Origin of the sequence: Stenotrophomonas sp. BR163, from assembly GCF_047520985.2 — a bacterium.
Classification (GTDB): Bacteria; Pseudomonadota; Gammaproteobacteria; order Xanthomonadales; family Xanthomonadaceae; genus Stenotrophomonas; species Stenotrophomonas sepilia.
In genome coordinates this window covers 1-23,848 of sequence record NZ_JAXBRE020000007.1, presented here as the reverse complement: position 1 = coordinate 23,848, position 23,848 = coordinate 1, and the positions used below count along the sequence as shown (strand labels likewise).

Here is a 23,848-nt window from a genome sequence, read left to right as displayed (position 1 = left end):
ACGTCCTGAAACGCAGGGTTGCAACTAAGGAGGGAGCCGCGACTGCCGGCCCAATTTAATAAACCGGCCGGTATAGTATAAATATCGAACCGCTTGGTCTAGTATTGTTGCGATGAGTTCTCCCACTTCCCGCAAGCCGTCGGCCAAGCCCGCTGCCAAGGCCGCCGGACCCGGGCGCCCCAAGGACCTCGGCAAGCGCGCGGCGATCCTTGAAGCAGCCAAGGCACTGTTCATCGAACAGGGGTATACCGGCGTGAGCATGGACACCATCGCCGCTCAGGCCGGCGTCTCGAAGCTGACTGTGTACAGCCACTTTGGCGACAAGGAGACGCTGTTCTCCGAGGCGGTGCAGTCAAAGTGCGTTGAAATGCTGCCCGACGCGTTGTTCGTAGCCGACGCGGACGGCCCGCTGCGCGACCAGCTGATCGGTATCGGCCTGGCCTTCTTCGAGCTGATCACCTCCGACGCGGCGATCTCGATCCAGCGCATGATGATGGCGCCGGAGACCGACGAACGCCTGCGCGCGCTGTTCTGGAAAGCCGGCCCCGAGCGTACCTGCGAGGCGCTGGCCGATTTCCTGCGCGCCCGCGCCGAACGCGGCGAACTGGAGATCACCGACTGTGCTCTGGCCGGCGAGCAGTTCCTGACCCTGGTCAAGGGCGAAGTGCACATGCATATGATGTGCGGCATGCCACTGTCGCCCGTGGAATGCGACCCTGTTGCCCACGTGACCGCCAGCATCGACTTCTTCCTGCGCGCCTACGCGCCGCGAGGGGCCGGAACGGCTGAATAACCAAAACTGAACGAACCGGAGGTCGCGATGACTTCCGGCACTGCGACCCCGGCCCCCGGCAGCTGATGCTCTGGGCGCGCCGCCGGCCTCCGGCACCGGTAAAATGGCCGGCCCACTGCGCTGGATTTGAACCTCATGACGATTGATTACGCCCACGCCCGCGAACTGATGGTGGAACAGCAGATCCGTCCCTGGGACGTGCTGGACATCAAGGTGCTCGACGTCCTGGCCCGCCTGCCGCGCGAGGCCTTTGTCGCCGACGCGCACCGGGCACTGGCCTACGCCGATGTCGAACTGCCGATCGGCCACGGCCAGAAGATGATGAAGCCGGTCATCGAGGGCCGTACCCTGCAGGCACTGGACCTGCAGCCGGGTGACGAAGTGCTGGAAATCGGCACGGGCAGCGGCTTCCTGTCGGCCTGCATCGGCGCGCTGGCGCGCGATGTGCTGAGCCTGGAAATCGACCCGGAGCTTGCCGCCGCTGCGCGTGCCCGCCTGGATGCCTCCGGCCTGGGCACCAACGTCCGCGTGGAAGTGGCCGATGCCCTGTCCTGGCAGACCGAACGCCGCTTTGACGTGATCTGTGTCACTGGTGCGGTCGACGTGGTGCCGTCACAGTTCGCCTCGTGGCTGCGTCCGGGTGGCCGCCTGTTCGTGATCCACGGCCGCTCGCCGGCGATGGAGGCCCTGCTGGTCAAGGCCGACGGCAGCTCCGAGTCCCTGTTCGAGACCGATATCGATTACCTGCGTGGTGCCGCCCCGGCCCCCCAGTTCCACCTCTGAGTCCAAGGAAGCCGCAATGATCCGCCGATCCCTCGCTGTTGCGCTGGCCACTGCCCTGCTGCCGTTGTCCGCCCATGCCGCCGACCTGCTGCAGGTCTACGAAATGGCCCGCAACGGCGATCCGCAGCTGTCGGCCGCCGAATCGACCCGGCTGTACGACAAGGAAGGCGCCGTGCAGGCGCGTGCCGCCCTGCTGCCGCAGATCAACGGCCAGGCCGCGCTGAACCGCACGCGCAGCGAGCCGAACGCCGACGCCAACTCCGGCTCGTTCACCAACAAGCGCCGCACCTACACGATCGACGGCAGCCAGACGCTGTTCAACTGGACCCAGATCAACAACCTGCGCTCGCAGCGTGAGCTGAGCAAGGCGGCGGACTTCACCCTCGAATCGGCCAACGACAACCTGATCGTGCGCACCTCGGCGGCCTACTTCAACGTGCTGGTGGCGATCGAATCGCTGAACGCCGCACAGACCAATGAAGCGGCCGCGAAGAAGCAGTTCGACTTCGCCGACAAGCGCCTGGAAGTGGGCCTGGCGCCGATCACCGACGTGCACGAAGCACGCGCCCAGTACGACCAGGCGCGCGCCAACACCATCATCGCGCAGAACACCCTGGCCGATAACTACCAGGCCCTGACCGAACTGACCGGCCAACCGGTGACCAACCTGCGTGGCCTGCCGGCGGACTTCCGCCCGGAAGTGCCGGCCAACCGCGGCAACATCGACGAGCTGGTGCAGCAGGCCACCACCCAGAATCCGGCGCTGAAGGCGCAGGAGCTGAAGGTCAGTGCCGCCGAAGCCGGCGTGCAGGCTGCCCGTGGTGGTCATTACCCGACCCTGTCGCTGGGCGGCAGCTGGGGCAAGAGCGCCACCTGGGGCGACAGCACCGGTGCCGGCTCGCTGTCGCCGGATGCGCGCACCAACAGCATCGGCCTGACCCTGAGCGTGCCGATCTTCTCCGGTGGTGCCACCCAGTCCGGCGTGCGCCAGGCGCTGGCGCAGCGTGACATCGCCCAGGACGGCTACGAGCAGCAGAAGCGTGCCCTGGATCGCAATACCCGCAATGCCTACCAGACCCTGGTGCAGGGCATCAGCGAAGTGGAAGCCCGCCGCCTGGCGGTGGTTTCGGCGCAGAGCGCGTACGACGCCTCGCAGGTGGGCCTGGAAGTCGGTACCCGTACCGTGCTGGATGTGATCCAGAACCAGCGCATCCTGTTCTCGGCGCAGCTGGACTATGCCCAGGCCCGTTACACCTTCCTGCAGAACCGCCTGCTGCTGAGCCAGTCGCTGGGTGCGCTGGACGTGGCCGAACTGCAGGACGTCAATCGACTGCTGACCCAGGACGCGGGCAACCCGGCCACGACCACGCACTGAGTCGCCGCCCCTGCAACGAAAAAGCCACCCGCGAGGGTGGCTTTCTTGCAGGTGCTGCATCCACACGCGCGCCCCCCGGCGTGGCCCCACGAACCGTCAGCCCGGCCATGCGCGCAGGCGTTCCAACGCCGCAAGCACGCACAGCGCGGCTGCCAAAGGGGCCAGCATCGACATCATCAGCCCGCAGCCGGCTGCGCCTTGCCGGGGGTCATCCCGACGCCGCCGCAGCACCGCCAGGCACAGCGCCGCCATCACCACCAGCGTTGCCGGACCCGGCAGCGCCGGCAAGGTGCCCTGCGGCAGCCCCAGCACCAGCATCACCGCCGGCAGCGCAACCACCATTGCGCTCAGGCCCGTGCGGGATCGTCCCGCCGCGTCAGCTGCGCGGGGCCACAACGATGTGGCCAACCGGACGGCCAGCATCAGCAGCACCAACTGCAGGGCGGCCAGGCCCGCTGCCCCGGCCAGGGGCAACAATGGCAGCATCCACTGCAGCTCGGGGTGCACCTGCAGCGCAACCGCCAGTGGCCGGGTACTGGCGAGCGCGGAAAACTCGACCAGCCCGGCCTGCAATGCTGCCAGCACGATCAGCAGCAGCATCGCCAGCAACGAGACCAGCGCCAGCACCGCCGGCTGCCACATCGCGCCCTGGCGGCGCAGCGCAGGAAATCCCAGTGCCAGGCCCACGCTGGCAAATATGCCCAGCAGCGGCACCGCAGCCGCCAGCACGCCCCCCAGCCCGAAGCGATACGGCGCGGTCGCCGGAGGCAGCCAGGGAATCCAATGCCCGTAGTGCACGTGACGTGCCGCCAGCGCCAGCAGCAACACCCCCACACCGATCTTCACCGTCAGCAGCGCACAGGCCGCAAGGGCCACACCCCGCGGCGGCAGCAACGCGAGCGCGCTCAACGTCAGCAGGCCCACGGCCGCCGCTATCTGCACGGGCAGCCAGTCGTTGGCATGGAGGCCTCCGGTAGCCAGCACCGCATGTACATGGCGGGCCATGGACTGTGCCGCGCCCGCCGTGGTCGCCGTCAGCTCAAGCAACAGGATCGTGCCCAGAACGACGGCCACCCGTGGCCCCCAGCTGGCGGCCAGCAGCCCGTACAGGCCATCGGCCGCCGGCAGTCGCAGCACCAGATCCTGCAGGCAGCACAGCACCAGGCCAGCCCCCAGTGCGGCCAGCAACAGGCTCAGTACGATGGCGGGGCCAGCCTGTGCCGCCGTGTGCTGGCCCACCAGCGCGATCACGCTGCCGCCCACCAGCAGCGTCAGTGCCACCACAGCCAGGTGGTCCATCCCCAAGCGCGCCCCACCGGTGCCGTCCCTGCCCCTGTCGCCGTCCATCGCAAGTTCCCTTGATATCCGCCCAAGCGCGGTCGACAGCAGGCTGGCAGCCTGCGTCGTCCTGCGGAATCGGAATCGGTGCTGCGTGCGCCACGATGTGATGGCAGGCACGCTGCCATCGGCAGGGTCGGTCCAGCAACGACAGAAAAATCGTCGCTAAGCAGAATTGATGAAGTTGATCACGACACCGCTGCGCAGCGCCGCCGACGCCGCAACGCCGGGATCACTCGCGTGGCGGTGGCAGGTGCGGTGCGACCAGCGCAAGCGTGCGCTGCAGCGCGCCACGGCCATTGCTGACCAACGTGCAGCCCGCACGCGCCATGTCTTCGCGGGCCTGCGCATCTTCAAGCAGATGCTGCAGCAGGTCGCCCACCGCCTGCGCATCTTCGCCGATCAGCAGCGCACCGGCCTCGCGCATGCGCCGGGAGATTTCCGCGAAGTTGTGCAGGTGCGGGCCGGTCACCGCCGCGGTTCCCATCGCAGCGGGCTCCAGCAGGTTGTGACCACCGATGGCCTGCAGGCTGCCGCCGACGAAGGCGACCTGGGCGCAGGCGTAGAACGGCATCAGCTCGCCGAGGGTATCGATGACGAACACGTCTGTGGCGGCGTGCGGCCACTGGTCCACGCGGCGGGTCGCCACGCTCCAGCCCTGTTCGCGCGCCAGTGCTTCCACCTTGGGGAAACGTTCGGGATGGCGCGGTGCCCACAGCAGCAGCAGATCCGGATGCTGCTGGCGCAGGCGGCGGTGCAGGTCGATCACCGCCTGCTCTTCGCCGTCATGGGTACTGGCGGCGATCCATACCGGGCGCGCGCCCGGCACCCGTGCATGGAACTGTTCGACGAAGCCCTGCACGTCCGGCGTGGTGATGTCGAACTTCAGGTTGCCCAGTGCCTGCACCTGGCCGGGCTCCGCCCCCAGCTGCACGAAGCGCTCGGCATCGTCCTGCGACTGCGCGGCCACGCAGGTGACGGTGCGCAGGGCGCGGCGGATCAATGCGGCCAGCAGCCGGTAGCCGCGCAGCGAACGCGCCGACAACCGGGCATTGAGGATGTAGACCGGAACACCACGGTCACGGCAGCCGAACAGCATGTTCGGCCACAACTCGGTTTCCAGGATCAGCGCCAGGCTGGGCTGGAAATGGCCGAGGAAGCGGTTGACGCTGCCCGGCACGTCGTACGGCAGGTAGACATGGTCCAGCGCGTCGCCCCAGAGCGCACGCACGCGCTCGGAGCCGGTCGGAGTGATGGTGGTGATGACCCAGCGGATGTCCGGGCGCTGCTGGCGCAGGGCATTGACCAGCGGCGCGGCGGCATTGACCTCGCCCACCGAGACCGCGTGCAGCCACACCCGTGGCTGGCCGGTCGGCTGCGGATAGGAGGCGTAGCGTTCGTCCCAGCGCCGGAAGTACTCACGGACCCGGAAACCGCGCCAGACCAGGTGGTACACGGTGATCGGCAGCAGGATATAGAGCACGACCGAGTACAGGCCGCGCAGGATCCATTCGACAGGGTCTTTACGCATGCGGCAAGGATACGGGAGCCCCCCGGGAAAGACACGCGGCCGCCTTGGTAGAATGGCCCCATGTCAGATGCCTCCACCGCCGTCCGCCCGTCGCTGCGCGATCCGCGCAACTGGCCGATGTTCGCCGCCATGTTCGGCGCCTTCGCCATCGCCCGCCTGCCGTGGATGCTGCAGCGCGCGCTGGGCCGGGGCGTCGGCTGGATCACCTGGCGCCTGCTCGGCAGCCGCCGCCGCGCCGCCGAGGTCAACCTGCAGCTGTGCTTCCCCGAGAAGGACGAAGCGTGGCGGCAGCGCCTGGTGCGGGACAGTTTCGATGCGCTGGGCGTCGGCGTGTTCGAGTGCATCCGCGCCTGGTGGGGCAGCATCGACAGCATCCGCCCGCAGGTACGGGTCGAAGGCCTGGAACACCTGCGGCAGATGCAGGCCGAAGGCCGCGGCGTCCTGCTGGTCTCCGGCCACTTCATGACCCTGGAGATGTGCGGCCGCCTGCTGTGCGACTACGTCGATCTTTCCGGCATGTACCGCAAGCACAAGAACCCGGTGTACGAGTGGGCGGTCAAGTTCGGCCGCCTGCGCTATGCCAAGGCGATGTTCGCCAACGAGGACATCCGCGCGACCGTGCGCCACCTGAAGAAGGGCGGTTTCCTCTGGTACGCGCCAGACCAGGACATGCGAGGCAAGGACACGGTATTCGTGCCGTTCTTCGGCCACACCGCTTCGACCATCACCGCCACCCATCAGCTGGCGCGCATGACCGGCTGTGCGGTGATTCCGTACTTCCACCGGCGCGAAGGCGGAAAGTACTTCCTGAAGATCGGCGCGCCGCTGGAGAACTTCCCCAGCGAGGATGTGGAAGCCGATACCACCCGGGTCAACCAGGCCATCGAAGCGATGGTGCGAGAGGCTCCCGACCAGTACCTGTGGATCCACCGCCGCTTCAAGCGCCAGCCCGGCGGCCGGAGTGATTTCTACAAATAGCGGTGCGGCGGGAGGGTTTCATCCACGCATGGCGTGGATCTACTTTCCTGTGCAGCTTCATCCACGCATGGCGTGGATTTGATGACGCGGAGCATTCTGAAGTAGATCCACGCCATGCGTGGATGCTCTACATCCGGATGGCGGCACCTACAACGGCCAACGGCACCATGCGTGCGGGTACTCACCCAACGTGCCGGCCAGGCCCGCACGGACCGGATTGGCCAGGATGTACATCGCCTTCTCATGAAGGGATTCATCGCTGCGTACGGCATGATCGTGGTAACCGTGCTGCCACAGCGCCCCTCGTCGCTCCAATCGCCGGTTCAGCAGTCGGCTGCTGCGTGATTTGAGCAGGGCCATACACTCGGCCAGGGATCCTCCGCGCAGCTCCATCAGCCAGTGCAGATGGTCGGGCATGACCACCCAGGCGAGGCTGTGGCTGAAGCCCTTGCGCTCTACGAAGCGCAGGGTGTCGATAAGGATCGCCACGTTTGCCGCATCGGCGAACAACGGTTCGCGGCCGAGGGTTGCTGTGGTCAATGAATACACGTTGCCGGATCGGGAATACCGACCGTAGCGAAGTCTGGGGCTGGCCATGCCTCCAGCGTGCGCGAACTGCCGGGGCACCGATAGTGGAGATGTCACCGTGTTCAGGTCGGGAAAGCCTCATCCACGCATGGCGTGGATCTACTGATCGACTTCATGGTTGATCCCTACCATGCGCGGATGCGCGGTCACTTTACCGGCGGGGAATCATCTGCGTCCCGCGCCAGCAGGCTGCCGGCGAACAACGCAGCCAGCAGCACCGTCAGGCCACCCCAGAAAGCGGAATAGAACGCCAGGTGCGTATTGAGCGGGAACACCGTGACCGCCAGCGCCAGCATCGCCGGCCGGGCGCGATCACGCGCAGCCGCCGGGGCATAGCGCCAGGCCCGCCAGGCCTGCGCCACCGCCGCCAACCACAGCAGCAGGCCCAGAACGCCGGTCTCGGCAAGGATTTCCAGCACGATCTGGTGGGCGTGCAACGCCGGTTGGTTGCCCCACACGGCGGGGCCCTCATCTGACACGCAGGCCGGATACGCATCGCGGAAGCCGCGCGCACCGACACCGTTGACCGGATGCTCCTCGATCATGCACACCGCCGCGGTCCAGATGCGCGCGCGCCCCGAAAGCGCCTCGTCAACGCCCTGCCCGTCTTCGTTCCATGCCTGCGCCGTGCGCGCGACACGCTCGCGCACCTGCGGCACGCCCGCTGCCAGTCCAGCCGTGCCCAGCGTTGCCACCAGGGCCAGCAGGAGCAGCCGCTTCCAGCCGAACTGGCGCACGCCGCTGTAGGCCAGCACCAGCACAAAGGTGATCCACGAGGCGCGCGAACCTGCCAGCAGCAGCACACACCCCAGTGTCGCAGCGGCGAGCAACCACCCTGCATTGCCGAAACGCCGCGCCATCGGCATCAGCAGGAACGGTGACAGGCTGGCCAGCACCTGGCCGAATTTCAGATTGCAGGGCCCAAGCGCGCCACTGAGGCGGTCGGCCAGTGCGGCTTCGTCGGCCGGGCACAGCGCGTGGCCACTCACGGCCAGCTTCAGGTGTTCCAGCGACCAGAACCACGGGCTGGTGCCAGCCAGCGCCTGCACCAGCGCGTCCAGCGTCCACACGCCGGTGATCAGCGCCAGGCCACCGAAGGTCAAGCGCCGCCGTTCCGGCGTGGCCACCGCGATCGCCACCAGCCACATGAAGGGCAGGTAGCGCAGTCCGGCGGCCGCCTTGGTCCACGAGGCCGAAGGGTCGATCGCATCGATGGCCGAAAACGCCTGCGGCAGCCAGTAGCCGAGGAACAGGATCGAGGTCAGCGCCCACGCCGCCGTGCTCAACAGGTGCGGGCGGCGCTGCAGCCGGCGCATCACCATGCGCGCGGCAGCATAGACCGCGCCAAGGCCCAGCACGGTTTCGGCAATGCCCGGCAGCGGCCACATCGCCACGTACGCCAGCACCCACCAGGGCGCCCAGCGCCCGGCACGGTCGTCGCGCACGATGGCAGCGGGGTCAGCCGGCGAGATCGGCATAGAGGCGGAGGGTGTCGCGCTGCATGGCCTGCAGGGTAAACGGGATGCGGGTCGGCAGGGACGGCGGCTGCGCCAGCAGGGCCAGCGCACGTTCACCCAGCGCGTGCGCGTCGCCCAGCGGCACCGCACCGCTGGGCTGCAGCTGCTGCAGCAGTTCGCCGACGCCACCGTGGTCCCAGCCCAGCACCGGGCGGCCGACCGACAGCGCCTCGAGCACGGTGCGGCCAAAGGCTTCCGGCTTGTCCGACAGCTGCAGCACCAGATCGCTGGCGGCGTAGGCCTGGGCGATGCGGACGGTAGGCGTGCTGATCTGTACGGCCTCGGCCACGCCCAGCGCCGCGGCCTGGCGGCGCAGGCCAGCCACGTAGGCCTCGCGCCCGGGTTCGTCGGTGCCCAGCATCCACAGCTGGGCAGGCACGCCGGCGGCACGCACGTCGGCCAGCAGCTGCAGCGCGTGGGCGTGGCCCTTCAGTCGGGTGCCGCGCCCCGGCAGCAGCAGCAGCGGGCCCTCAACCTGCGCCAGCCACGGGTAGTCGGCCGCCAGGGCCAGCCGCGGACGGCGGTCGGCGCGCGCCACGCGCGGGAACTGGTTGACGTCGACACCTCTCGGTACGACCCGCAGTTTTTCTTCCGGCACCGTCGGGTAATGGCGTTGCACGTAGGCACGCACGGTGTTGGACACGCAGATCACGCGTTCGCCACTGGTCATCACCGCGCTGTAGCGGCTGGGCGAGTTCAACCCGTGCACGGTGGTCACCCAATGCGGGCGCTGTGCGGCGGGCATGGCGCGGATCGCGTACAGGCCCAACCAGGCCGGCAGCCGCGAACGGGCATGCACGATGTCCGCACCAACTTCGGCAAACAGCCGGCGCAGGGTCGGCAGATGGCGCAGGGTCAGCAGCGACTTGCGGCCGATATCCAGGGTGAGGTGCTCGGCACCGCTGTCCAGCAGCGGCTGCACCAGGCGGCCGCCGGCAGACACCACCAGCGCGCGATGGCCGGCGGCAACCAGGGCCGCAGCGATTTCCAGGGTCGAGCGCTCGACACCACCGGAGTGCAGCGCCGGCAGCAACTGCACCACGGTCAATCGGCGCATCGAAGGGGCCGCCGTTTAGTCGGCCAGCACAAACACGGACCCGCAGTACGGGCACTGCGCTTCGCCGTTGGGCTCGTCCTCGATCGGCAGGTACACGCGCGGATGCGAGTTCCACAGCGCCATTTCCGGGGTCGGACAGCTCAACGGCAGATCGCTGCGGTGCACGGTGTAGCGCTTCTCGGCGTTGGCGGGCGCGGTGGCGGTATGGCTCATGGCGGATTCGGTGAACGGGTTGCGAGGCCCGTGATTCTAGCATCTGGGCCGCAACGACATTGCCCCGCAACGGGCCTTTGCACGCCGCCGCCGATGCCTCGCATCTCCCCGCCGCACGCCGGGCGGCGGCGATTCCGGGGATTTCGCGGTCGTTCCGGCAGGTTCGCTCGCCAGAATCGGCTCCAGCGATATTTCCCGCATTTGGATCGAACTAAATGGCACTTGCCAGCGCGCGGCGGCTGTTGCAGGATCGGGCCAGGTCGCACCCCGACCCACCCAATCCAACCCGATCGCATGGCCCGCCCCCACCGGACCGGCATCGCCTCTTCCACTGCCAGCCTGGCGGGCGGAGCGATGCTGTCCGTGGTGTCCGCCGATGCGGGTTCGCCCGCCGCCAGCCCTTCCGGGAGACCCTTGCATGACCCTGTCCGATCCGCGCCGCGCCCTGCTTCCGCTCGCCCTGGCCCTGGCCTGTGCGACCACTGCGATGCCGGTGCTGGCGCAGGGGCTGCAGACCTCGTTCGAACCGGGCGAACCTGTCCCGGCGCAGGCCACCGGTGCGCTTCAGGTCACGATCGGCAATGGACCGGCCGCGCCCTACGCCGCCAAGCGCAATGCCGGCTACAGCGGCCTGCATGCGCTGCGCTACAGCAGCGAAGGCGGCAGCGCGCGGCGCGAACTGTTCAAGGCCGACCTGCCCATCGAGGCCGATACCACGCTGTCGTGGCTGGTGCTGCCGGAAATCGCCGGCAAGGACACCGTCGCCTCGACCTATGTATCGCTGGACCTGCTGCTGGACGATGGCAGCCGCGTTTCGGCCGGTGCGGCACGCGACCAGCATGGCGTGGCGATCGGCGCGCGCGCGCAGGGCGAATCGAAGACGCTGTACCCGCAACAGTGGGCCCGCAAGGCGGTGCGGCTGGGCGACGTGCCCACGCTGAAGGGCCGCCGCGTGGTGGCGATCGAGCTGGAGGTAGCCAGTGCCGAGGGCGCGCCGGTCTCTGGCTGGATTGATGACGTGCGCCTGGATGCCCAACCGCGGCAGCGGCCGCAGCGCGTCTCCGACTGGGTGCTGACCACCCGCGGCACCCAGGCCAACGGCACCTTCTCGCGCGGCAACAATTTCCCGGCCACGGCGGTGCCGCACGGGTTCAACTTCTGGACCCCGGTGACCGACGCCGGCGCACTGAACTGGCTGTACCGCTGGAACGAACAGAACGATGCGCAGAACCGCCCGCAGCTGCAGGCACTGGCACTGAGCCACCAGCCCAGCCCGTGGATGGGCGACCGCCAGACCTTCCAGGTGATGCCCTCGGCCAGCCGTGGCGTGCCGGACGCCGACCGCCGCAAGCGCGCGCTGTCGTTCGACCGCCGTCATGAAAGCGCGCGCCCCTACCGCTACGACGTGCGCTTCGACAATGGCATCGCTGCTGCCATCGCACCGACCGACCATGCCGCGCTGTTCCGCTTCGAGTTCCCCGAGGGCGGCGACGCCAACCTGCTGTTCGACAATGTCGATGCGCGTGGTGGCCTGACCCTGGACACGGCCACGCAGACCCTCAGCGGCTACACCGATACGCGCAGTGGCCTGTCCAACGGCGCCAGCCGCATGTACGTGGTCGCCAGCTTCGACAAGCCCTGGCGCAGCAGCGGCCGCCTCGACACCGGGCGCCCGACCGGTTACATCAAGTTCGATGCCGACAGCGACCGGCGGGTGACGATGCGCATCGCCACCTCGCTGATCTCGGTCGAGCAGGCCCGTCACAACCTGGCGCTGGAAATCGCCGCCGCCGATACGCTGGAGAGCGTGGCCGGCCGCGCGCAGGATGCGTGGGACGCGCGCCTGGCCCGCTTCGACATCGGCGATGCCACTGACGACCAGAAGACCACCTTGTATTCCAGCCTGTACCGGCTGTACCTGTATCCCAACTCCGGCCACGAGAATGCCGGCAGCGCGGCCGCGCCTGACTGGCGCTACGCCAACCAGGCCAGCGCCAGCGACGACAACACCGACGGCAGCGCGAACCGCAGCTTCATCGGCGTGCGCGATGGCAAGGTGTTCGTCAACAACGGCTTCTGGGACACCTTCCGCACCACCTGGCCAGCCTATGCGCTGTTCACGCCCGACGATGCCGGGCAGATGGTGCAGGGTTTCATCGAGCAGTACCGTGCCGGTGGCTGGATCGCACGCTGGTCGTCGCCGGGCTACGCCGACCTGATGGTCGGCACCAGTTCGGACGTGGCCTTCGCCGATGCGTGGCTGAAGGGCATCGGCGGCTTCGATCCGGCCGAGGCCTACGCCGCCGCGCTGAAGAACGCGACCGTGGTCCCCCCCGACCGCCATGTCGGCCGCAAGGGCATGGACCGCTCGACCTTCCGTGGCTACGCCAGCGCGGACGTGCACGAAGGCATGTCGTGGACGATGGAAGGCGCACTGAATGACTTCGGCATCGCCAACATGGCCGAGGCCCTGGCCAAGCGCGCGACCACGGCGGCGGCACGCGAGCGCTACAGCACCGAGGCCGACTACTTCCGCCATCGCGCCGCCAGCTACGCGACGATGTTCGATCCGGCCGCCGGCTTCTTCCAGGGCCGCAAGGCCGATGGCCAGTGGCGCGTGGACGCCAAGGCCTACGACCCGCGCGTGTGGGGCCACGACTACACCGAATCCAATGGCTGGACCTTCGCCTTCACCGCCGCCCACGATGGCGAAGGACTCGCCGCGCTCTATGGTGGCCGTGACAAGCTGGCAGCGAAGCTGGATGCCTTCTTCTCCACCCCGGAAACCGCCGACCCCGCGTTTGCCGGATCCTACGGCGGCACCATCCACGAGATGACCGAAGCGCGCGATGTGCGCATGGGCATGTACGCGCACAGCAACCAGCCGGCGCACCACATCCCATGGATGTACCTGTACGCCGGGCAGCCGTGGAAGACCCAGCAGCACGTGCGCGAGATCCTGTCGCGGCTGTATGTGGGCAGCGAGATCGGCCAGGGCTATCCGGGCGACGAGGACAACGGCGAGACCTCCGCGTGGTACGTGCTGGCCTCGCTGGGCCTGTATCCGCTGCGCATGGGCGCCCCGGAGTACGTGATCGGTTCACCGGCGTTCGAACATGCGAGGGTGGAACTGCAGGGCGGTGCGGTGCTGACCGTGAACGCGGCCAACAACTCACGCGAGAACGTCTACGTGCAGTCGCTGAAGATCAATGGCAAGCCGTGGACGAAGACCTGGGTGCCGCACGAGCTGATCGCCAAGGGCGCGACGCTGGACTTCGTGATGGGGCCGCAGCCGTCGCGCTGGGGCAGCGGCGTGGACGATGTGCCGCGCTCGCTGACCGCGCGGGGCCAGCGCCCGCAGCTGCTGCACGACCTGCTCGGCAGTGGCGCCAAGGCGACGCTGGCCGATGGTCGCGCCCTGCCAGCGCTGGTCGACGACGATGCCGCCACGACCGTCGGCCTGGGCGGCGGCGCAACCATCGCACTGACCGGCCTGGGCGACGGCGTGCCGACCATGTACACGCTCACCAGCGGTGACGGCCGCATCCAGGGCGGCGAATGGACGCTGGAAGCGCGCAGCGGCAACGGCCGCTGGATCGTGCTCGACCAGCGCAGCGGCGAAGCCTTCGAGTCTGCCCGCCAGACCCGACCGTTCCGCATCGCCAAACCCGGTCGTTACAGCGAGTATCGGCTGCGCCTGGCCGCACCGGGCCGGTTGCCGCTGGCGGAGATCGAACTGTTGGCGCCCAGCGCCGTACAATGAGCCCCATGCGCTACCGTCTGCTGCCTCTGGCCCTTGTTGCCCTTTCCTTCTCCAGCTTCGGCCAGACCCAGGCCTTTGATGCGCAGCTGACCCGCGACGGCGTGACGCTGAACTACCAGGACGCCCGTGGCGCCCTGGCCGCGCCGCAGCGAAAGCGGGTGATCGATACGTTCTACTTCGCCTACCTGCGCGAACGTGCGGACTTCCACCCGGCCGCGCCGTCGATGGTGCGCATCGTGATCGACCCGGCCTACACCGGGATCGCCTTCGTCGGTGACAAGGACCAGGCCGCAACGATCACCATCAACCCGGGTTGGCTGGCGCAGCACCCCAACGACATCGACCTGGTCACCCATGAGGCCATGCACATCGTGCAGGGCTATCCGGGCTATGGCGACGCACGGGTGCCGGGTTGGCTGGTGGAGGGCATCGCCGACTACGCACGCGACCGCTACGGCATGGACAATGCCGCCGCGGGCTGGGCACTGCCGGGCAAGGTCGAGAAGGGGCAGAACTTCGACAGCGGCTACCGTGTCACCGGTGCGTTCCTGAAATGGGCCGACGCCGAACATCCAGGCCTGGTGCTGGCACTGGACAAGGCCCTGCGCGACGGCCGCTATGCACCGGCGCTGTGGCAGAAGCACACCGGCAAGGCACTGCCGGCGCTGTGGGCGCAGTACGCCAAGCCGCGTTCCGACGCTCCGCCGCCGGCCCCTGCACGCCGCGGCAAGCGGCGCTGACTGGGCGATCAACTGGGTATAGCCGCGACTGGGTAGAGTCGACTGGGTAGAGTCGACTGTTAGTCGACTGACTTTCGTACAGCCCCCGAAAACCCGCGCTTCGCGCGATAGTCGACCAACGGTCGACTCTACCTCGCTGGCGTCTACGCCTCAGCGCGACTGCACGAAACCGGCGTACAGCGCGAACAGCTGCTGGAAGTACCGCCGCGTCACTCGATTGCGCATGACACCCTCGCCGATGGGAAGTTGGTCGGGCCCAGGGTGGGAAGGCCGGTCCGGTCCCTTCCCACGGCCGGGCCGCGTGGGCGTATTGGGCCGCAGCGGCGTTGCAGGGAAATGACCGGGCGGCGTAGCGCGTGTGGCAGGTTTGGCGGCCGTTGCGGCAAATGAAAACACCGGGCAATGCCCGGTGTTTTCATTTACGCCGCCGTCCAACCGCGCCAGCGCCATCCTTGTTCCGACCAGGAGCCCCTTCTTGTTGAAGGGGCGCGCCGAAGGCGGGGGTAGAGGAAGAATGCGTGGGCAGCGGAAGTGGGAAAGAAGGCTTATGCCTTCTTTTCCGCTTCCAGCTGCTTCCTGATCTGCGCATCGACCGCCGCAATGGCGGTCATGTTCAGGATCCGGCGCGAGGTCGCGCTGGTGGTCAGGATGTGCACCGGCTTGTTCACGCCCATCAGGATCGGGCCGATCGCCACGCCGTCGGTGAACACCCGCACCAGGTTGTAGGCGATGTTGGCCGCTTCCAGGTTCGGCAGCACGAACAGGTTGGCGCGGCCCTGCAGGGTCGAGCCCGGCAGCAGCTTCTGGCGCAGCGCTTCATCCCATGCGGTGTCGCCCTGCATTTCGCCATCCACGTTCAGGCGCGGGTTGCGCTTGAGCAGCAGCTCGCGCACCTGGCGCATCTTCAGCGCATCCTTCGAATCATGGCTGCCAAAGTTGGAGTGCGACAGCAGCGCCACCTTCGGCTCGATGCCGAACAGCTTCATGCGATAGGCCGCCTGCAGGGTCGCCTCGCACAGCTGCTCGGCGGTCGGATCTTCCTGCACGTGGGTATCGACGAAGAAGAACACGCCCTGCTGGTTGATCACGCCGGTCATCGCCGAGGTCGAGGTGACCTTCGGCTCCAGCGGCAGCACGCTGCGCACGTAGCCCAGCTTCTTGTGGAAGCGGCCGACGATGCCGGTCAGCATCGCATCGGCTTCGCCACGGGCGACCATCACCGCTGCGATCAGGGTCGGGCGCGAACGCATCAGGTTCTTCGCCGCGGCCACGGTCACGCCACGACGGCCGGTCAGGCCGTGGTAGTACTGCCAGTATTCGTTGAAGCGCGGGTCGTCGTTGATGTTGGTGACTTCAACGTTCTCGCCGATCTTCAGGCGCAGGCCGAGGCGCTCGATGCGCGACTCGATCACTTCCGGGCGGCCGATCAGGATCGGATGCGCCAGGCCGTCATCGACCACGTTCTGCACTGCCTGCAGCACCACTTCCTCTTCGCCCTCGGCGTACACCACGCGCTGCTTGTCGCTGCGCGCGCGGTCGTACACCGGCTTCATCATCAGGCTGGTGCGGTAGACGAACTGGGCCAGCTTGTCGCGGTAGGCGCCCATGTCCTCGATTGGGCGCGAGGCCACGCCCGAATCCATCGCGGCCTGGGCCACGGCGGCCGACAGTTCCACCAGCAGGCGGCGGTCGAACGGGCGCGGGATCAGGTATTCACGGCCGAAGCTCGGGGTCTCGCCGCCGTAGGCCGAACCCATGTCGGTGGCTGCACGGCGTGCCAGTGCAGCGATGGCACGCACGCAGGCGATCTTCATTTCCTCGTTGATCGCGGTGGCGCCCACGTCCAGCGCACCACGGAACAGGTACGGGAAGCACAGCACGTTGTTGACCTGGTTCGGGTAGTCCGAACGGCCGGTGCCGATGATCGCGTCCGGACGCGCAGCGCGCGCCACCTCCGGCATGATTTCCGGGGTCGGGTTGGCCAGCGCGAAGATCACCGGATCCGGCGCCATGGTCTTGACCATGTCGGCGGTCAGGATGCCCGGTGCCGACAGGCCCAGGAAAATGTCCGCGCCGTCGACGATCTCGGCCAGGGTGCGCTTGTCGGTGTCACGCGCATAGCGCTGCTTTTCCGGGTCCAGGTCGGTACGACCGGTGTGGATCACGCCCTCGCGATCGAAGGCCAGGATGTTCTCCGGCTTCAGGCCCAGCTGCACCAGCATGTTCACGCAGGAAATGCCGGCCGCGCCCATGCCCGTGGTCGCCAGCTTCACTTCCTCGATCTTCTTGCCGGTGATCGCCATCGCGTTGAGCACGGCCGCGCCGACGATGATCGCCGTGCCGTGCTGGTCGTCATGGAACACCGGGATCTTCATGCGCTCGCGCAGCTTGCGCTCGACCACGAAGCATTCCGGCGCCTTGATGTCCTCCAGGTTGATGCCGCCGAAGGTCGGTTCCAGCGAGGCGATGATGTCGACCAGCTTGTCCGGGTCGGTCTCATCCACTTCGATGTCGAACACATCGATGCCGGCGAACTTCTGGAACAGCACGCCCTTGCCTTCCATCACCGGCTTGCCGGCCAGCGCGCCGATGTTGCCCAGGCCCAGCACTGCGGTGCCGTTGGAGATCACCGCCACCAGGTTGCCGCGGGCGGTCAGCTCGCTGGCCTGCTGCGGGTCGGCCTTGATCGCTTCACAGGCGTACGCCACGCCCGGCGAATACGCCAGCGACAGGTCGCGCTGGGTCAGCATGGGCTTGGTAGCGGAAACCTTGATCTTTCCCGGCGGGGACATCCGGTGGTAATCGAGGGCGGCCTGTTTGAAATCTTCGTTGGACATCGATGTGGGTTACATGAATGGGCAGAAGGGACAGGGGATGATACCCCCGTTGGAGCGTCCGGACCTGTCGCTATCCTGTCGCAAGCATGCTGCGACCGCACAATTCCGTGCCGTATGCGACGGTACCGCGATACCAGCTTCGGCGCTGCCCATGACAGCCATGGGACGCCCTGAAACGCCGCGGGGCCGTACCACTGACGTGATCGGCCCCGCGGTACCACACACCTGGATCAGCCCTTGGCCGGCAGCGCCTCGGGCAGCGCATCGACCGGCGGCGGCAGTTCGCTCTCGCGGCCATCCAGCGCCAGCTGCAGGCGGTTGCGGTCCAGCGCGCCTTCCCAGCGCGAGACCACCACGGTGGCCACCGCATTGCCGATGAAATTGGTCAGCGAGCGGCATTCGCTCATGAACCGGTCCACGCCCAGGATCAGCGCCATGCCAGCCACCGGCACCTCCGGCACCACGGCCAGGGTGGCGGCCAGGGTGATGAAACCGGCGCCGGTGACACCGGCCGCGCCCTTGGAGCTGAGCATGGCGACCAGCAGCAGGGCGATCTGGTGGCCCAGGGTCAGTTCGGTGTTGGTGGCCTGGGCGATGAACAGTGCCGCCAGGGTCATGTAGATGTTGGTGCCGTCCAGGTTGAACGAGTAGCCGGTCGGGACCACCAGGCCCACCACCGACTTGCTGCAGCCGGCGCGTTCCATCTTCTCCATCAGCGACGGCAGCGCCGACTCCGACGAGGAGGTGCCGAGCACCAGCAGCAGTTCGGCCTTCAGGTAGCGCGCCAGCTTGAACACCGAGAAGCCGCACAGGCGGCAGACCACACCGAGGATCACCGCGACGAACAGGAACGCGGTGAGGTAGAACGAGCCCACCAGCCAGGCCAGGTTGATCAGCGAGCCGACGCCGTACTTGCCGATGGTGAAGGCGATCGCACCGAAGGCACCGATCGGGGCGGCCTTCATCAGGATGTGCACCAGCTTGAACACCGGGGCGACCAGCGCCTCCAGGAAGGTCAGCACCGGCTTGCCCTTGTCGCCCACCATCGCCAGCGCGATGCCGAACAGCACGGCCACGAACAGCACCTGCAGGATGTTGCCATCGACAAAAGCGCTGAGCAGCGTCTTCGGGATGATGTCCATCAGGAAGCCGACCAGGGTCAGGTCATGCGACTTCTCGACGTAGCTGTGCACTGCGGTCTGGTCCAGCTCGGCCGGATTGATGTTCATGCCGGCGCCGGGCTGCACCACGTGCGCCACGATCATGCCGACAATCAGCGCCAGCGTGGAGAAGAACAGGAAGTACGCCATTGCCTTGGCGAACACCCGGCCCACCGTGCGCAGGTGGGTCATGCTGGCGATGCCGGTGACGATGGTGAGGAAGATCACCGGCGCGATGATCATCTTCACCAGGTTGATGAAGGCATCGCCGAGCGGCTTCATCTTCTCGCCGACCTGCGGTTCGTAGTGGCCGAGGATGGCACCCAGGACGATCGCCACGATCACCTGGAAGTACAGCTGGCGATAGATCGGCAACGGCTTTGCAGGCACCGGTGCTGCGGTCGGGATGTGCATGGCGGACTCCGGAAGGGGCGTTTTCAGGCACGTACGGCCCCGGGACTGCACGGGAGCCGTTACCGTGGAAACTGACCGCAGGCCCTGTACTGCACGCACAGGGGGTGCGACCAATGGACGCCTTTGTACGCGCCAGGCACGCCGGCGCAGATAACCTATTGGTACTAGCCCCCCGGTTCAGGTGGCACAGGTGCCTACACTGGCGCCGCACCGCCCAGAAACGGGAAGGCCGGTGGCCCGGGCTGAACGGCTGGGCATGTCCCTGCGAAAGTTTCGGCCCCTGCGGCCGTTGATGTCCTGTCCACACGCAATCTGAGAGAGCCGCACCCAACATGCGCCCGAATCCCACCTTGCTGGCCCTGTCGCTGGCCGCCCTACCCGCCCTCGCTTCGGCTGCGGATTTCGACAACTGGCCGACCAAGTACACCTTCGGCGACGGCACCGAGTTGGCCGCTACCGCCAACATCGCCTACGACTACAACGACTTTTCCTCGGCCAGTGGCCTCGAGGACGACGACGCCGTGCGCCGCAAGGAATTCGGTGCGACGCTGAAGAAGAAGGGCGTGTACGACGCGATGGTCTACTACGACTTCCAGGCCGACACCTGGCTGGACGTGTTCGTGCGATTCGAGAGCAAGGCCTTCTTCGGCCGTGACGTCGGCCGCTTCCGCTTCGGCTACATGAAGACCCCGGTCGGCCTGGATGCGAACACCTCTTCGCGTGCCGGCAGCTTCCTGGAAACCTCGCTGCCGGTGCAGGCCTTCTACGAAGGCCGCCGTACCGGTGTGGAATGGGTGCTGGAGCGCCCGCAGTACCTGCTGCAGGCAGGCGCCTATGGCGGCAAGGACCTGCAGGGCGACAACCCCGGCACCACCCAGGCGGTGCGTGCGGTGTGGACGCCGGTGAAGGCACCGGGTGACGTTATCCACCTGGGCCTGGCCTATTCGCAGGAGAACCCACGCGGCTACAGCGATGGCCGCGACGTGCACCACGAGGCCAGCGCCCGCCTGCGCGCGCGCCCGGAAGCCGGCCTGACCGACATCCGCTACGTCGATTCCGGCGCGCTGGTCACCGCCGACCAGATCCGCCGCACCGGCCTGGAAGGCATCTGGATCCGCGGCCCGTTCTCGCTGCAGGCCGAAGCGCTGCGCGCCACGGTCACCCGCCATGACGGCAAGCCCGACTTCACCGGCAGCGGCCAGTACGCGATGGCCAGCTGGGTGCTGACCGGCGAATCGCGGCCGTACAACGCCGGTGCGGTGGCCAACATCAAGCCGGCGCACAACTACGGTGCGGTCGAACTGGTGGCGCGTTACAGCCGCCTGGACCTCGACGATGGTGACATCCTGGGTGGCCGCCAGCACGACCTGACGTTGGGTGCGAACTGGTACCTGACCAGCCACTTCAAGTTCCAGGCCAACTACGTGAAGGTCGACGCCAGCCGTCGTGGCGTGCACAGCACGCCGGAGATCTTCGAACTGCGCGCGCAGATGCACTTCTGACCCCTTCCACGTCAGACCCCGGCGGGCGTGCACGCCACGCCCGCCGGCCCTGCGTAGACTGCCGCCATGTACTGGCTCAGCCGCCACCGGATGCTGTTGCTGACGATCCTGGTGATGGTCGGTGGCACCGTGCTGTGCGCGGTCGCCGCTGGCCATTACGCCTGGCGGCGCGCGCTCGGCGACGAAAGCAGCCAGGTGCAACGCCAGCTGCAGCTGTATGGCCAGGGCCTGCAACAGCGCATCGACCGCTTCGGCACCTTGCCGCAGGTCATGGCGCTGGATCCGGATCTGCTGCACGCACTGCGTGTGCCGCCCTCGCCCGGCGAACGGCAGCGACTGAACCTGAAGCTGCAACGTGCCAATGAAGTCACCCGGGCCTCGACCCTGACCCTGGTCGGCCACGATGGTGTGGCGGTGGCGGCCAGCAACTGGGACCAACCGACCAGCAACGTCGGCGAGAACTACAGCTACCGCCCCTACTACCGCCAGGCGCTGGCGCAGGGCCGTGGCCGCTTCTACGGCATCGGCATGACTACCGGCGTGCCCGGCTATTACCTTTCGCAGGCCATCGAGGATGACGGCAAGCGGCTCGGCGTGGTGGTGATCAAGGTCGAGCTGTCCGCGCTGGAACAGGAATGGTTGAGCAGCCCGGACGTGGTGCTGGCCAGCGACGACCATGACGTCGTGTTCCTGTCCAACCGGGACAGCTGGCGCTACCGGCTGCTGCGTCCGCTGCGTGCCGGTGAGCGCCGCGAAATGCTCGATGCACGTCAGTACGCCGACCGTGCCCTGCAGCCCTTGCGTGCACGTACCGAAGACGTGCTGTCCGATGGCGGCCGCATGGTGCGGCTGCTGGATCCTGCGCTGCCGCAGCCGATGCTGTGGCAAAGCCTGGCGCTGCCCGCCGAGGGCTGGAACCTGCACCTGCTGCACGACGCCGGCGCCGCTACTGCTGCCGGTCGCGCGGCCGCCCTGACCGGCGGTGCCGCGTGGCTGGCCTTGGGCTTCCTGGTGCTGTTCGTGCAGCAGCGCAGGCGCTTGGCCAAGCATCGCCTGCGCAGCCGCCGCGAACTGGAAACCCTGCTCAAGCAGCACGCACAGGAGCTGCGCACCGCACAGGATGGCCTGCTGCAGGCCGCCACCGACGCCGACAGTGGTCTCAGCCGCAGCCTCGAACACCTGCCGCAGGGTGTGGTGGTGATCGACCGCGACCTGCGCCTGGTCGCGTGGAATTCGCGCTATCTGGAACTGTTCCGGTTCCCGGCAGACCTGGTGCGCGTGGGCCGGCCGATCGAGGAACTGTTCCGTTTCAATGCCCGTCGTGGCCTGCTCGGTCCCGGCCCGGTGGACGAGGCCATCGAGCGCCGCCTGAACCACCTGCGCAGTGGCCGCCCGCACATGCGCGAGAGCGAAAAGGACGACGGCACGGTGCTGGAGATCCGCGGCAATCCCCTGCCTGATGGCGGCTTCGTCACCAGCTACGCCGACATCACCAGCTACAAGAATGCCGCGCGCGAACTGCGCTCGCTGGCCGATGCGCTGGAACACCGCATCGCCGAACGCACCCGTGACCTGGACGAGGCGCGGCGCGAGGCCGAGCAGGCCAACCGCTACAAGACCCGCTTCGTCGCCTCGGCGGTGCACGACCTGCTGCAGCCGCTCAACGCTGCGCGCATGTTCGTCTCGGTGCTGCGCGGCAAGCTGGGCGACCCGGTGCAGCAGCAGACTGCCGATCATATCGATGCCGCGCTGGCGGCGCAGGATGCGATCCTCAACAGCCTGCTGGATATAGCGCGGCTGGAATCAGGATCGCTGCAGGTCCGCGTGCGCACGTTTGCACTTTCTCCGCTGCTGGAGACCCTGGCGCGCGAGTTCGGCATCGCCGCCCAGACCCGTGGCCTGCAGCTTGACTGGGTGGATACCCGCGCAGTGGTGGTCAGCGACGAAGCCCTGCTGCGGCGGATCCTGCAGAATTTTCTGTCCAACGCGTTGCGCTACACCCCACGTGGGCGCCTCCTGATCGGCTGCCGGCGTGCAGGCGATCAACTGCGCATCGAAGTGCATGACCAGGGCCCGGGCATTCCGGAAAGCCTGCAGGGTGAGATTTTCGAGGAGTTCCGCCGGCTGAACGACGGCGTGGAACAGGAACGTGGCGCCGGCCTGGGCCTGGCCATCGTCGAACGCATCGGCCGCCTGCTCGGCCACCGCATCAGCCTGCGCTCTACACTGGGCAAGGGCAGCGTCTTCGCCGTGAGCGTAGCACTCGGGCGCGCCGACGATGTGATCGCACCTGCCGCAGCGCCGGTCATCGCGAGCGAACCCTCCGACGACAGCCCACTGCGAAAGTGCCGGGTGTGGAGCATCGACGATGATCCCCACGTCTGTGCGGCGACCCGTGCGCTGCTGGAGCGCTGGGGTTGCCAGGTGGAACTTGCCGACGGTCCGCAGGGTGCACTGGAAATCGCCAGTGCATTGAACGTGCCGCAGTTGCTGCTGCTGGACGTGCGCATGGGGCAATGGCACGGACCGGACCTGTATGAAGCGCTGTGCACGCTGTGGAAGGCGCGGCCGCCGGTGATCCTGGTGACCGCCGAGCGTGATGAGGCACTGAAGGCGCATGCCGCCGAGAACGGCTGGGGCTTCCTGCTCAAGCCGGTGCGACCGCCCGCGTTGCGGGCATTGATGACGCAGATGTTGTTGCGGCATCGGGGGTAATACCGCTTTACCATGTGGGGCACCGCCGTGCCGGTGCGCGGGCAGGGTCGCTCCCGGCTGATCCCGTACCGAATGCCTACGCCCCTTCGCGTGAGATCCGCAAAGTGAGAAGGAGCGAGACGGGCGACGTAGATGCGTAAAGCATGGACAAATTCCGAGCAAAGACAAGCAGTCTCCTGACAGACCGGCGCTACTGAAGCATGGAATATCTTGTTCCCCGGCCGATCGGCCGACCACACCGTAGGGGAAGAATGGACAAGCATTCACTGGGTAGCGTTGTTCTTGCAGCTGGCCTAGCACTGGCAACCGGCGAAGCAAATGCGGAGAGTGAAACGACCTTCAATGGTGTCAGATATCGCTGCACAAACAGCTGTGTCGTCAATGTTGACACTGCTGGAGCCTGGAAAGTCACCGACTTGGACCGGCCAGAGTTCTGTAGACACTCAGTTGCCGCTCTGCGCGTAGCGCCTTTCAAACTCTACCGGTGACAGTCCGCCAGCGGAACCATGCCGGCGGATCGGGTTGTAGAACATCTCGATGTAGT

Annotated in this window: 16 protein-coding genes; 8 read left to right on the top strand and 8 right to left on the bottom strand. The window is 67.4% G+C overall.

Features of this window, described 5'->3' with window-relative positions:
* Positions 1 to 112: 112 nt before the first annotated feature.
* The 3 genes from ACM0PY_RS07990 to ACM0PY_RS07980 all read left to right on the top strand — a co-directional run bounded on the left by ACM0PY_RS07990 (position 113) and on the right by ACM0PY_RS07980 (position 2,951).
* Complete coding sequence (locus ACM0PY_RS07990; protein WP_072167595.1) at positions 113 to 793, top strand: TetR/AcrR family transcriptional regulator; 681 nt, start codon at positions 113 to 115, stop codon at positions 791 to 793.
* A gap of 135 nt (positions 794 to 928) precedes the next feature.
* Positions 929 to 1,576 carry a protein-L-isoaspartate O-methyltransferase family protein gene (locus tag ACM0PY_RS07985; RefSeq protein ID WP_014648346.1) on the top strand — a complete coding sequence of 216 codons (648 nt, stop codon included), beginning with the start codon at positions 929 to 931 and terminating at the stop codon, positions 1,574 to 1,576.
* 16 nt (positions 1,577 to 1,592) lie between these two features.
* On the top strand, positions 1,593 to 2,951 hold the full coding sequence (locus tag ACM0PY_RS07980; RefSeq protein WP_005419128.1) for a TolC family outer membrane protein: 1,359 nt from the start codon (positions 1,593 to 1,595) through the stop codon (positions 2,949 to 2,951).
* Positions 2,952 to 3,047: 96 nt separating this feature from the next.
* Here the strand turns inward: ACM0PY_RS07980 and ACM0PY_RS07975 are convergent, their stop codons facing one another.
* On the bottom strand, positions 3,048 to 4,250 hold the full coding sequence (locus tag ACM0PY_RS07975) for an amino acid transporter (protein WP_414609427.1): 1,203 nt from the start codon (positions 4,248 to 4,250) through the stop codon (positions 3,048 to 3,050).
* A 271-nt stretch (positions 4,251 to 4,521) separates the two neighbouring features.
* Positions 4,522 to 5,820 (bottom strand): lipid IV(A) 3-deoxy-D-manno-octulosonic acid transferase, encoded by a 1,299-nt coding sequence (waaA, locus tag ACM0PY_RS07970; RefSeq protein ID WP_065178339.1) that lies wholly within the window; start codon positions 5,818 to 5,820, stop codon positions 4,522 to 4,524.
* A 60-nt stretch (positions 5,821 to 5,880) separates the two neighbouring features.
* Between waaA and ACM0PY_RS07965 the strand changes: the two genes are divergently transcribed.
* Positions 5,881 to 6,798: an LpxL/LpxP family Kdo(2)-lipid IV(A) lauroyl/palmitoleoyl acyltransferase gene (locus tag ACM0PY_RS07965; protein WP_061479569.1), complete on the top strand. Its 918-nt coding sequence runs from the start codon at positions 5,881 to 5,883 to the stop codon at positions 6,796 to 6,798.
* Between the two features lie 147 nt (positions 6,799 to 6,945).
* Here ACM0PY_RS07965 and ACM0PY_RS07960 read toward each other — a convergent pair whose 3' ends face one another.
* From ACM0PY_RS07960 to ACM0PY_RS07945, 4 genes are all read right to left on the bottom strand, one after another.
* The gene (locus ACM0PY_RS07960) at positions 6,946 to 7,395 is read right to left on the bottom strand and encodes an REP-associated tyrosine transposase (protein WP_180885013.1); all 450 of its coding nucleotides are present in this window, start codon (positions 7,393 to 7,395) and stop codon (positions 6,946 to 6,948) included.
* Between the two features lie 137 nt (positions 7,396 to 7,532).
* The gene (locus ACM0PY_RS07955; protein WP_180885011.1) at positions 7,533 to 8,864 is read right to left on the bottom strand and encodes an O-antigen ligase family protein; all 1,332 of its coding nucleotides are present in this window, start codon (positions 8,862 to 8,864) and stop codon (positions 7,533 to 7,535) included.
* Positions 8,845 to 9,960, bottom strand: a complete 1,116-nt coding sequence (locus ACM0PY_RS07950; RefSeq protein WP_061479571.1) for a glycosyltransferase — start codon at positions 9,958 to 9,960, stop codon at positions 8,845 to 8,847. The genes ACM0PY_RS07955 and ACM0PY_RS07950 overlap by 20 nt, the downstream gene beginning before the upstream one ends.
* A 15-nt stretch (positions 9,961 to 9,975) precedes the next feature.
* A complete protein-coding gene (locus tag ACM0PY_RS07945) occupies positions 9,976 to 10,173 on the bottom strand; it encodes a zinc-finger domain-containing protein (protein ID WP_005410967.1) in 198 nt (65 codons plus the stop codon).
* A gap of 418 nt (positions 10,174 to 10,591) precedes the next feature.
* Here ACM0PY_RS07945 and ACM0PY_RS07940 point away from each other — a divergent pair, with 418 nt between their 5' ends.
* A complete protein-coding gene (locus tag ACM0PY_RS07940) occupies positions 10,592 to 13,936 on the top strand; it encodes a GH92 family glycosyl hydrolase (RefSeq protein ID WP_180885009.1) in 3,345 nt (1,114 codons plus the stop codon).
* Positions 13,933 to 14,676, top strand: a complete 744-nt coding sequence (locus ACM0PY_RS07935) for a basic secretory protein-like protein (protein WP_032954509.1) — start codon at positions 13,933 to 13,935, stop codon at positions 14,674 to 14,676. Before ACM0PY_RS07940 ends, ACM0PY_RS07935 begins: the two co-directional genes overlap by 4 nt.
* Positions 14,677 to 15,221: 545 nt before the next feature.
* On the opposite strand, the gene ACM0PY_RS07930 is transcribed toward ACM0PY_RS07935, so the two are convergent.
* Together ACM0PY_RS07930 and ACM0PY_RS07925 are read right to left on the bottom strand one after the other, a co-directional pair.
* Positions 15,222 to 17,513: an NADP-dependent malic enzyme gene (locus ACM0PY_RS07930; protein WP_005419150.1), complete on the bottom strand. Its 2,292-nt coding sequence runs from the start codon at positions 17,511 to 17,513 to the stop codon at positions 15,222 to 15,224.
* Positions 17,514 to 17,743: 230 nt separating this feature from the next.
* On the bottom strand, positions 17,744 to 19,087 hold the full coding sequence (locus tag ACM0PY_RS07925) for a dicarboxylate/amino acid:cation symporter (RefSeq protein ID WP_180885007.1): 1,344 nt from the start codon (positions 19,085 to 19,087) through the stop codon (positions 17,744 to 17,746).
* 332 nt (positions 19,088 to 19,419) lie between these two features.
* Here ACM0PY_RS07925 and ACM0PY_RS07920 point away from each other — a divergent pair, with 332 nt between their 5' ends.
* A complete protein-coding gene (locus ACM0PY_RS07920; protein ID WP_005419152.1) occupies positions 19,420 to 20,589 on the top strand; it encodes an OprO/OprP family phosphate-selective porin in 1,170 nt (389 codons plus the stop codon).
* Between the two features lie 66 nt (positions 20,590 to 20,655).
* Positions 20,656 to 23,304 carry a hybrid sensor histidine kinase/response regulator gene (locus tag ACM0PY_RS07915; RefSeq protein WP_134971776.1) on the top strand — a complete coding sequence of 883 codons (2,649 nt, stop codon included), beginning with the start codon at positions 20,656 to 20,658 and terminating at the stop codon, positions 23,302 to 23,304.
* The last annotated feature ends 544 nt before the right edge of the window (positions 23,305 to 23,848 follow it).

Coding starts and splice junctions, on each gene's coding strand:
- ACM0PY_RS07955 (WP_180885011.1), bottom strand. CDS start 8,864: ATGCCGATCTCGCCGGCTGACCCCGCTGCCATCGTGCGCGACGACCGT.
- ACM0PY_RS07980 (WP_005419128.1), top strand. CDS start 1,593: ATGATCCGCCGATCCCTCGCTGTTGCGCTGGCCACTGCCCTGCTGCCG.
- ACM0PY_RS07930 (WP_005419150.1), bottom strand. CDS start 17,513: ATGTCCAACGAAGATTTCAAACAGGCCGCCCTCGATTACCACCGGATG.
- ACM0PY_RS07935 (WP_032954509.1), top strand. CDS start 13,933: ATGAGCCCCATGCGCTACCGTCTGCTGCCTCTGGCCCTTGTTGCCCTT.
- ACM0PY_RS07960 (WP_180885013.1), bottom strand. CDS start 7,395: ATGGCCAGCCCCAGACTTCGCTACGGTCGGTATTCCCGATCCGGCAAC.
- ACM0PY_RS07965 (WP_061479569.1), top strand. CDS start 5,881: ATGTCAGATGCCTCCACCGCCGTCCGCCCGTCGCTGCGCGATCCGCGC.
- ACM0PY_RS07950 (WP_061479571.1), bottom strand. CDS start 9,960: ATGCGCCGATTGACCGTGGTGCAGTTGCTGCCGGCGCTGCACTCCGGT.
- ACM0PY_RS07945 (WP_005410967.1), bottom strand. CDS start 10,173: ATGAGCCATACCGCCACCGCGCCCGCCAACGCCGAGAAGCGCTACACC.
- waaA (WP_065178339.1), bottom strand. CDS start 5,820: ATGCGTAAAGACCCTGTCGAATGGATCCTGCGCGGCCTGTACTCGGTC.
- ACM0PY_RS07990 (WP_072167595.1), top strand. CDS start 113: ATGAGTTCTCCCACTTCCCGCAAGCCGTCGGCCAAGCCCGCTGCCAAG.
- ACM0PY_RS07920 (WP_005419152.1), top strand. CDS start 19,420: ATGCGCCCGAATCCCACCTTGCTGGCCCTGTCGCTGGCCGCCCTACCC.
- ACM0PY_RS07975 (WP_414609427.1), bottom strand. CDS start 4,250: ATGGACCACCTGGCTGTGGTGGCACTGACGCTGCTGGTGGGCGGCAGC.
- ACM0PY_RS07985 (WP_014648346.1), top strand. CDS start 929: ATGACGATTGATTACGCCCACGCCCGCGAACTGATGGTGGAACAGCAG.
- ACM0PY_RS07915 (WP_134971776.1), top strand. CDS start 20,656: ATGTACTGGCTCAGCCGCCACCGGATGCTGTTGCTGACGATCCTGGTG.
- ACM0PY_RS07940 (WP_180885009.1), top strand. CDS start 10,592: ATGACCCTGTCCGATCCGCGCCGCGCCCTGCTTCCGCTCGCCCTGGCC.
- ACM0PY_RS07925 (WP_180885007.1), bottom strand. CDS start 19,087: ATGCACATCCCGACCGCAGCACCGGTGCCTGCAAAGCCGTTGCCGATC.